At 70.5% G+C, this 9308-nt stretch carries 9 protein-coding genes; 4 read left to right on the plus strand and 5 right to left on the minus strand.

Features of this window, described 5'->3' with window-relative positions:
• The 3 genes from GV027_RS13150 to phbB form a co-directional block, all read left to right on the plus strand.
• A partial coding sequence (locus GV027_RS13150) for a xanthine dehydrogenase family protein molybdopterin-binding subunit (protein WP_159512142.1) occupies positions 1–2164 on the plus strand: 2164 nt, incomplete at its 5' end.
• Positions 2161–3168 (plus strand): ferrochelatase, encoded by a 1008-nt coding sequence (gene hemH / locus GV027_RS13155; protein WP_159512143.1) that lies wholly within the window; start codon positions 2161–2163, stop codon positions 3166–3168. The genes GV027_RS13150 and hemH, both read left to right, overlap by 4 nt.
• Before the next feature lie 34 nt (positions 3169–3202).
• Positions 3203–3925 carry an acetoacetyl-CoA reductase gene (gene phbB / locus GV027_RS13160; protein WP_031439092.1) on the plus strand — a complete coding sequence of 241 codons (723 nt, stop codon included), beginning with the start codon at positions 3203–3205 and terminating at the stop codon, positions 3923–3925.
• A 517-nt stretch (positions 3926–4442) separates the two neighbouring features.
• Here phbB and GV027_RS13165 read toward each other — a convergent pair.
• On the minus strand, positions 4443–4829 hold the full coding sequence (locus tag GV027_RS13165) for a glycine zipper 2TM domain-containing protein (RefSeq protein ID WP_056406961.1): 387 nt from the start codon (positions 4827–4829) through the stop codon (positions 4443–4445).
• Positions 4830–5034: 205 nt separating this feature from the next.
• Here GV027_RS13165 and GV027_RS13170 point away from each other — a divergent pair, with 205 nt between their 5' ends.
• Positions 5035–6066, plus strand: a complete 1032-nt coding sequence (locus GV027_RS13170; protein ID WP_159512144.1) for an esterase-like activity of phytase family protein — start codon at positions 5035–5037, stop codon at positions 6064–6066.
• Here the strand turns inward: GV027_RS13170 and GV027_RS13175 are convergent.
• From GV027_RS13175 to GV027_RS13190, 4 genes are all read right to left on the minus strand, one after another.
• Positions 6023–6898 carry a class I SAM-dependent methyltransferase gene (locus tag GV027_RS13175; RefSeq protein ID WP_159512145.1) on the minus strand — a complete coding sequence of 292 codons (876 nt, stop codon included), beginning with the start codon at positions 6896–6898 and terminating at the stop codon, positions 6023–6025. The two genes, GV027_RS13170 and GV027_RS13175, sit on opposite strands and share 44 nt — an antisense overlap.
• Positions 6895–8295 (minus strand): threonine synthase, encoded by a 1401-nt coding sequence (gene thrC, locus GV027_RS13180; protein ID WP_159512146.1) that lies wholly within the window; start codon positions 8293–8295, stop codon positions 6895–6897. Before thrC ends, GV027_RS13175 begins: the two co-directional genes overlap by 4 nt.
• A gap of 11 nt (positions 8296–8306) precedes the next feature.
• On the minus strand, positions 8307–8939 hold the full coding sequence (locus GV027_RS13185) for an SURF1 family cytochrome oxidase biogenesis protein (protein ID WP_268893567.1): 633 nt from the start codon (positions 8937–8939) through the stop codon (positions 8307–8309).
• A partial coding sequence (locus GV027_RS13190) for a DUF983 domain-containing protein (protein ID WP_443029537.1) occupies positions 8936–9308 on the minus strand: 373 nt, incomplete at its 5' end. The genes GV027_RS13190 and GV027_RS13185, both read right to left, overlap by 4 nt.

Genomic DNA, 9308 nt, shown 5'->3' on the forward strand with positions numbered 1-9308 from the left:
GGGCGGCGTGGGGATCGGGCTGGTCGTCGCCTGGGGGCTGTGGCCGCGCGACTATGCGCCGACGCTGGTCGCGGATCCGGGGGAGAGCGCGTTCGGGGCGTGGCTGAAGATCGGCAGCGACGGGCATGTCACGGTCGCGGTGCCGCAGGCCGAACAGGGGCAGGGCGTCTATACCGCGCTGGCGCAGATCGTCGCGGACGAGCTGGGCGCGGACTGGCGGACGGTGGGCGTCGAGCCCGCGCCGCTGAACCTGCTTTATGCCAATCCGGTCGGGCTGAACGCGCTGTTCGAGGGGATGCCGGGCGTGGTTCCCGCAGCGGTCGCCGGCCCCGCGCCGATGCTGACCGCGGGATCGAGTTCGGTGCGGATGTTCGAGGCGGCGTGCCGGAGCGCGGGCGCGGCGGCGCGGGTGCTGCTGTGCAAGGCGGCGGCGCGGCGCTGGGATGCGGACTGGGCGGACTGCCGGACCGAGGCGGGGTTCGTCGTGCAGGGCACGCGGCGGATCCGCTTCGCCGCGCTGGCCGAGGACGCGGCGCGCGAGACCTTGCCCGACGAGCCCGGCATCGGCGGGCCGGGCGCGGGCGCGCTCGCGGGGCGGTCGGTGCCGCGGATCGACACGCCGGCCAAGGTCGACGGATCCGCCAATTTCACCGGCGACGTCCGCCTGCCCGACATGGTCCATGCGGCGATCCGGCAGGGACCGGTCGGCGACAGCCGGCTGATTGGGGTCGACCGCGCCGCCGCGGACCGGGTGCGCGGCGTGCTGCAGGTCGTCGAGACGCCGCGCTGGGTCGCGGCGGTGGCGACGACCGGCTGGGCGGCGCAGCAGGCGCTGTCCGCGATGGCGCCGCGGTTTGCCACGCGGGGGCCTGTGATCGACAGCGGGACGATCGTTGCCGCGCTCGACGCCGCGTTCGAGGCGCCGGGCGCGACGATGGCGCAGACCGGGGAGATCGGCACGCTGCTCGACGGGGCGGGGGTGGTGACCGCCGCCTACCGCGTCGCGCCGGCGGTGCATGCGGCGATCGAGACGCGCAGCGCGACTGCGGCGTACCGCGACGGAATCCTGGAGCTGTGGCTGCAGACTCAGGCGCCGGGGCCCGCGCGTGCGGCGGCGGCGCGCGCGGCGGGGATCGACGAGGCGCAGGTGGTGATCCATCCGATGCCGGTCGGCGGGTCGTTCGGCGCCGCGCTGGAGCATGACGCGGCGGCGCAGGCGGCGGTGCTGGCGGTGCGGCTGAAGCGCCCGGTCAGCCTGGTCTGGTCGCGGGCCGAGGATCTGATGCACGACCGCTATCGTCCCGCGGCGGCGGCGCGGCTGGCGGCGCGACTCGATGCGCGCGGGCGGATCCTTGCGTGGCGCACGGCGATCGCGGCGCCCGCGACCGGCGCGGAGATCGCGGCGCGGGTGCTGCCGGGGATCGCCAGCCGGGCGGCGACCGCGCTGACGCGGGGCGATCCGCATGCGGTCGGCGGTGCGCTGCCCGCCTATGCGATCCCGGCGGTGGCGGTCGTGCATCATGCCGCCGAGATCGGCGTGCCGACGGGCGCGCTGCGCGGCGGCGCGCATGGCTATACCGCGTTCTTCACCGAGACGTTCGTCGACGAGCTCGCGCGGATCGCCGCGACCGAGCCGATGTCCTACCGGATCGGCATGCTGGGCGGCGGCGCGAGACTCGCGCGGTGCCTGTCGACCGCGGCATCGCTGGGCGGGTGGAATGGCGGCGTGCCCGGCAGCGGCCAGGGGATCGCGGCCCACGCCTTTCGCGGCAGTTTCATCGCGGTGCTGGCGGAAGCGCATCTCGGCGCGGACCGGCGGCCGGTGGTCGAGCGGCTGGTCGCGGCGGTCGATTGCGGGGTGCAGATCAACCCCGATCTGGTCCGCCAGCAGATCGAGGGCGGGCTGATCTTCGGGCTGGCGACCGCGCTGGGTGCGGCGACCGGCTTCACGCGCAACCTGGCCGATGCACGCGGGTTTGGCGACCTGCACCTGCCGCGGCTGGCGGACACGCCCGACATCACCGTCGAGCTGATCCGCAGCGACGAGGCGCCGGGCGGGGTCGGCGAGCTGGGCGTGCCCGCGGTTGCGCCGGCGATCGCCAACGCAATCTTCTCCGCAACGGGCTTTCGTCTGCGCGATTTGCCTTTAAGACCCTCGACATGACCCTGCCCCCCGACCATCCCGCGATTCCGAAGCCCCGGATCGGCGTCCTGCTGATGAACCTGGGGACGCCCGACGGCCCCGACGTGCGATCGGTCAAACGCTATCTCGGCGAATTCCTGTCGGATCGCCGCGTCGTCGAGATCCCGGCGATCGCGTGGCAGCCGATCCTGCGCGGCATCATCCTGAATACGCGGCCCAAGAAATCGGCGCATGCGTACAGCCAGGTGTGGCGCGAGGACGGTTCGCCGCTCGCCGCGATCACGCGGTTGCAGGCGGCGGCCGTGAAGGATTCGTTCGGTCCCGAGGTGCTGGTCGACTGGGCGATGCGCTATGGCCGGCCGGCGATCGCCGAGCGGCTGAGCGCGATGCAGGCGGCGGGCTGCGAGCGGATCCTGCTCGCGCCGCTCTATCCGCAATATTGCGCGGCGACGACCGCGACCGCGAACGACAAGGCGTTTGCGCATCTGGCGGGGCTGCGCTGGCAGCCCGCGCTGCGCACGCTGCCGCCTTATTATGACGATCCCTTGTATATCGACGCGCTGAAGACCGATCTCGAGACGTCGCTCGCCGCGCTCGATTTCGTGCCCGATGCGATCGTCGCGAGCTTTCACGGCATGCCCAAGCGCACGCTGGAGATGGGCGATCCCTATCATTGCCACTGCCAGAAGACCGCGCGGCTGCTGAGCGCGGCGATGGGGCGCGAGCTGACGGTCGCGTTCCAGTCGCGGTTCGGGCCGCAGAAATGGCTCGGGCCCGCGACCGACGAGACGCTGGTCGAACTGGCCAAGGCGGGGAAGACCAAGGTCGCGATCTTTGCCCCCGGCTTTTCGGCGGACTGTCTGGAAACGCTCGAGGAATTGTCGATTCGTGGGCGCGAGAGCTTCGAGGAGGCGGGCGGCAAGGACTTTGCCTATCTGCCGTGCCTGAACGACGGCCCCGCCGGGATCGCGATGCTCGAGCGGCTGCTTGCACGCGAGCTTGAAGGTTGGACGCGCCGCGGTTAGCCTCCGGTAAAACACGTATGGCGGGAGAGAAGGCATGGCACGCGTCGCGATCGTAACCGGGGGAACGCGTGGCATCGGCGAGGCGATCAGCCTTGCGCTGCAGAAGACCGGGCTGACCGTGGCGGCGACCTATGCGGGCAATGCCGAACGCGCCGAGGCCTTTGCGGCGCGGACCGGAATCGCGGTCTATCAATGGGATGTCGCGGATTATGACGCGTGCCAGGCGGGCTGTGCGAAGGTCGCGGCCGACCTGGGGGATGTCGACATCGTCGTGAACAATGCGGGCATCACGCGCGACGGCACGATCCTGAAGCTCAGCTATGACGACTGGAAGGCGGTGATCGACACCAATCTGGGCGGCTGCTTCAACATGGCCAAGGCGGTGTTCCCGGGCATGCGGACGCGCAAATGGGGACGGATCGTCAATATCGGCTCGATCAACGGGCAGGCCGGGCAATATGGCCAGGTCAATTACGCCGCGGCGAAATCGGGCATCCACGGCTTCACCAAGGCGCTGGCGCAGGAGGGCGCGCGGGCCGGGGTGACGGTCAACGCGATCGCGCCGGGCTATATCGATACGGACATGGTGGCGGCGGTGCCGGCGGACGTGCTCGAGAAGATCGTCGCGAAGATCCCGGTCGGGCGGCTGGGCCAGGCGAGCGAGATTGCGCGCGGGGTGGTGTTCCTGTGCTCGGAAGAGGGCGGGTTCGTGACCGGCTCGACGCTGAGCATCAATGGCGGGCAGCATATGTACTGACGGTTTTGCCCCGGCTGCGCGGCAGCCGGGGCAAAACCGTCACGGCCGGCGGACGGGTGCAACCCGGTCCGGCCGACGGCTTTGCCGGCGGCGTGAGTTTGGCGGCGGACGGTGGCCTGGGCTCTGGATCCTGACTTTCGTCAGGATGACGGGGTTGGGGATGTCCATTAGCGCCACCAAACCACCGTCATCCTGACGAACGTCAGGACCCAGAGCCACGAGCGTTGCGGGTGGTATCCTGGGTCCCGACTTTCGTCGGGATGACGGAGGGGGGATGTGGATGACGGGGTGGGCGTGATGGTGGCGTAGGCGGGCTTGCCGTCGGCGAAGCCGTCGGCCGGGTTGGCGCGGGCGCCACCCGCCGGCCGGTCCGGTTCCGCGCGGTGCGCGGCTCCGGACGAACACGAGGCCGGCCCCCTGTGGGGGACCGGCCTCTGCCCTCGATACGCTACGCGAGGGAACTGGGGGAACTGGGTGGCGCGGGTGCTCGGCTTGGCGAGCACCCGCGCTGTCGCGCTTAGCGGCGGCAATACCGGGGATTGTCCGACTTATCGATCGCGTTGCCGGCGAGGCCGCCGCCGGCGGCGCCGAGGAGGGCGCCGATCGTGCCGTTGCCGCGACCGGCAACCGTGTGGCCGAGCAGGCCGCCAGCGAGGGCGCCGACGATCGTGCCGCCGGTGTTGTCGCAGCCGCGACGGTTGTTGCGGTCGTTGCGGTAGTTGTAGCGGCGGTCGTTGCCGCGATATTCGCGGTCATAGCCCCGGCCACGATCATAGCCGCGCCCGTCGTAACCGCGGTCATAGCCGCGCTCGTAACCGTAGCGCTGTGCCTCGGCGGCGACGGGGACCAGGGTCGCGGTGCCCATTGCGAGCGCGCTGACGGCGAGGGTGAAGGTCTTGAACATCAAACGTCTCCCATTTGGGACCTGGGGGAGTGCGCCGGTGGCGGGCCCTTCGATCCTGATGACAGCCTTATGGTCGAGTCGGATTGAGCCGAGCCTGAATGCGTTCGTTATCAACGGTTCAGGCGCGACTCCGGTCCCGCGCCCTATCACGCGCGCCTGACTGGAAGCGGGTGCCCCCGGGCGCGGCAGCGGCTATGGGGCGGGCGTGCGGCGTATCCCGACCCTGTTGTTCGTGCTGGCGAGCGTGCACCTGCTGGTGCCCGGATGGAGCGGCACGTCGCGGCTCCCGCTGCTGGGTGCGGCGGCGGACATGACCGCGACGCGGGTGCGGATCGATCCGGCCGATCCGTCGCGGCGGCGGCTCGGCGGGCTGACCTATCTGGGCGGGGTGGTGCTGCGCAGTCGCGATTCGGCGTTCGGGGGGTATTCCTCGATTGCGGTCCGTCGCAGGGCTTCGCGGACGCAGGTGACGCTGCTGAGCGATGGCGGGAATATCGTCCGCTTTCATATGGGGGACGACTGGCGGCCCGCGGGGATCGGCTTTGCCGCGCTGCCGGGTGGTCCCGGGCAGGGCTGGTCGAAGCGCGACCGGGACAGCGAATCGCTGACGATCGATGCGGCGACGGGGACCGCCTGGGTCGGGTTCGAATATTGGAACGCGGTCGGGCGCTATGCCGCAGGGGCCGACGGCACGCTGCTGGCGCGATTCGAGGGGATGGTCCGGCCGCGGGCGATGCGCGAATGGCCCGACAATGGCGGGCCCGAGAGCATGGTGCGCCTGCGCGACGGGCGATTCGTCGTGCTGTCGGAGACCGCGCGGCCGCGGGTGCGGACGAGCGCGGGCGGGGTCGGGCGCGGGACCGGGCGGCGGGGGCTGTTGTTCGCGGGTGATCCGCTGACGGCGCGCGGGGTGGGCTTTACCTATGTGCCGCCGGTCGGGTTCAGTCCGGTCGATGTCGCCGAGTTGCCTGATGGGCGGCTGATCGTGCTCAATCGCGCCTTTGCGGCGCCGTTCGCGTTTTCCAACGCTGTTACGGTGATCGAATCGGGGGGGCTGGGATGGAGTAGGTTGGGGTTGCGGCTGGTGTTGGGGCAGGTGCTTCGACTTCGCTCAGCACGAACGGATCTTGGGGTTTGGGGCGGGGGTGTGCTTCGACTTCGCTCAGCACGAACGGTTTGGGGGTGGTCCCGCTTCAGTCGCGGGACCAGCGGGCCCAGATGGCGGTGGGGAGGGTGAGGCCGCGGGTCTCCTCGCGGACGCCGAGTTCGCCCGCTTCGACCTTGCCGGGCAGGTCGGCGAAGACCTGGTTGAGCAGTTCGCCGATCGCGAGCGCGGACATGCGGACCGCGTAGACGGTCAGGAACAGGAAGCGCGAATTCTCGTCGAGCAGCTTGCGGCAGTCGGCGATGAGGCGGGGGAGATCCTCCTCGAGCCGCCAGACCTCGCCCTCGGGACCGCGGCCATATTTGGGGGGATCGAGCAGGATGCCGTCATAGCGGCGGCCGCGGCGCACTTCGCGCGCGACGAACTTGGCGGCGTCGTCGGTCATCCAGCGGATCGGCGCGTCGGCCATGCCCGACAGCCGCGCATTGGCCTTGGCCGCCTCGACCGATTTCTTCGACGCATCGACATGGACCATGCGGACGCCCTTGGTCGCCATCGCCAGCGTGCCGACGCCGGTATAGCCGAACAAATTCATGCATTCCGGACTGTCGAGCCCGACGACGCGCTCGCGCATCCAGCTCCACACCGGCGCCATGTCGGGGAAGAAGCCGAGATGGCGGAAGGGGGTGGTCTGCGCGGTGTAGGACACCTCGTTCCACTTGAGCGTCCAGCCCTCGCGGGGCACGGGTTCCGAAAATTCCCAGCGGCCGCCGCCATCTTCGTCCGAGCCGGGGACGAACTCGCCCTGCGCCTTCCAGTCGGTCGAGGCGGGGGCCCACATCGCCTGTGGTTCGGGGCGGATAAAGCGGAAGCGGCCATAGCGTTCGAGCTTCTTGCCGTGGCCGGAATCGATCAGGCCGTAATCCGCCCAGGGTTCGCCGATGAGGGTGTCGAGCGTCTTCATGCCGACGGCTTCGCGCGGTCGGCGATATAGGCGGTGATCGCGTCGAAGGTCGCAGGGAGCGTGACGTAGCGTTCCTCGCGCTGGAACAGGTCGCCGACGCGTGCGGGGAGCGAAGGCCGGACGCCGGTCGCGCGCTCGACCGCGTCGCGGAACTTGGCGGGATGCGCGGTCGCGAGCGTGACGATCGGCGTGCCGGGCGGCACCTCGGTACGCAGCGCGGCGGCGAGGCCGATCGCGGTGTGCGGGTCGATCACCTGGCCGGCATGCTCGTGCGCCCAGCGCATCGCGAGCGTCATGTCGTCGAGATCGACACGGTCGCTCTGGAACAATACCGCGGCCCCCTGCGACTGCGCGTTGGTGAGCCGCATCGCGCCCGAGGATTCGAAGCCTGCCATCTGGGCTGCGAGCGCGGCGCCGTCGCGGCTCCCGAGGTCGAACAACAGGCGTTCGAAGTTCGAGCTGACCTGGATGTCCATCGACGGGGTCGGGGTCTGTTCGACGCCGGTCTTCGAATAGTCGCCGCTGCTGAGCGCGCGGTGGAGGATGTCGTTGACGTTGGTCGCGACGACCAGCCGCGCGACGGGAAGGCCCATGCGGGCGGCGACATAGCCCGCGAAGACGTCGCCGAAATTGCCGGTCGGCACGGAGAAGGCGACCTCGCGGTCGGGCGCGCCGAGGCGGACCGCGGCGTAGAAGAAATACACGACCTGCGCCATCAGCCGGGCCCAGTTGATCGAGTTCACCGCGGACAGCGCGAACCGGTCGGAGAAGCCGGGGTCGTTGAACATCGCCTTCACGAGCGCCTGCGCGTCGTCGAAGCTGCCTTCGATGGCGATGTTGTAGACATTGGGGCTGAGCACCGTCGTCATCTGGCGGCGCTGCACGTCCGAGATGCGGCCGGCGGGGTGGAGCATGAAGATGTCGATGCCCTCGCGCCCCGCGACCGCGTCGATCGCGGCCGAGCCGGTGTCGCCGCTGGTCGCGCCGACGATCGTCAGGCGCTTGGTGGTGCCGGCGAGGAAGCGTTCGAAGAAGAGGCCGAGCAGCTGGAGCGCGACGTCCTTGAAGGCGAGCGTCGGGCCGTGGAAGAGTTCGAGCAGCCACTGGTCGTGGTCGAGCTGGACCAGCGGCACGACGGCGGCGTGCGAGAAGCGGCCATAGGCCTGGTCGCAGAGCGCCTTCAGCTCGTCGCGGGTCATCGCGTCGCCGACGAACGGCGCCATGACGGCGACCGCGGTGTCGACATAGGAGAGGCCGGCGAGCGCGGCGATCTCGTCGCGGGTCATCGTCGGCCATGCTTCGGGGAGATAGAGGCCGCCATCGGATGCGAGACCGGCGAGCGTCGCCGCTTCGAAATCGAGGACGGGGGCCGAGCCGCGGGTGCTGATGTAACGCATGGCCAAGCCGGTTAGCGGGACGCAGCTTTCGACACAACCTTGCCGCGCTTGGCCAGTGCCAGGACATAAATGATCGCGGCGATGGCGGCGAAGAAGAACCACTGGCCGGCATAGGCGAGATGGTTGTTCGGGACCGAGGCGAGGTCGGGCTGGCCGTTGGGGGCGAGGCCGGCGGGCGGCGTGTCGGCGACGAGCATCAGCCGCGCCGGGGTCGGGTCGAACAGCGAACCGATCAGCGAGCGGCCGTCGGGGGCGTGGGTGATATAGCCCGAGACCGGGCCACCGGACCATTGGGGCTTGAGCTTCGGATCGCGCGTCGTGCCGAGCTGGACGATCATGCCGGGGCCCTCGGCGCCGGTGCGGCAGTCGGCAATGACGCGAAAGCCCGCCTTGCCCGCGCCGGCGAGGCGGATCGCGGTCGGCTCGAGGCAGACGCCCGTCGCGCGGCGGAACAGCAGCGTCTCGTCGGGCAGGCGGGGAAACGCCATCGGCGGACGCGCGGGGTTGGCGGCGAGCTGGGCGAGGAACGCCTCCTTCTTCGGGAGGCGGTCGAGCAGCTGCCACAGGCCGAGCGCGATCATCGCCGCGACCGCGACCGCGACGAGCAGCGTCGGGAGGACGGGGAAACGCCGGGTGGTCGTCACGGCTGGCTGCGACCCTCGCGCGCGGCGTTGCGATATTCGGCGGACATGAGCGCGCCCTTGGCGGCGCGGAGCGACAGGATGACGCCCGCGGCGGTGAACGGGATCCAGACCAGCATGTGCACCCAGAGCGGCGGGTGCAGCGTCAGCTCGAGCGTGATCGCGAGCGCGACGACGATCGCGCCGAGGATCAGCGTCAGGAACGCGGCGGGGCCGTCACCGACGTTGAACTTGCTGAAATCGAGGCCGCAATTGGAGCAGCGGTCGGCGAACTCGGCCCATCTGGCGAAGAGGGTGGGCTTGCCGCAGCGCGGGCACAGGCCCTTGAGCGCGACCTGGGCGATCGGGGGGGCGGAGGCGAGGGGGTAGGGG

It is taken from the genome of Sphingomonas sp. T1, from assembly GCF_902506585.1.
Classification (GTDB): Bacteria; Pseudomonadota; Alphaproteobacteria; order Sphingomonadales; family Sphingomonadaceae; genus Sphingomonas; species Sphingomonas aerolata.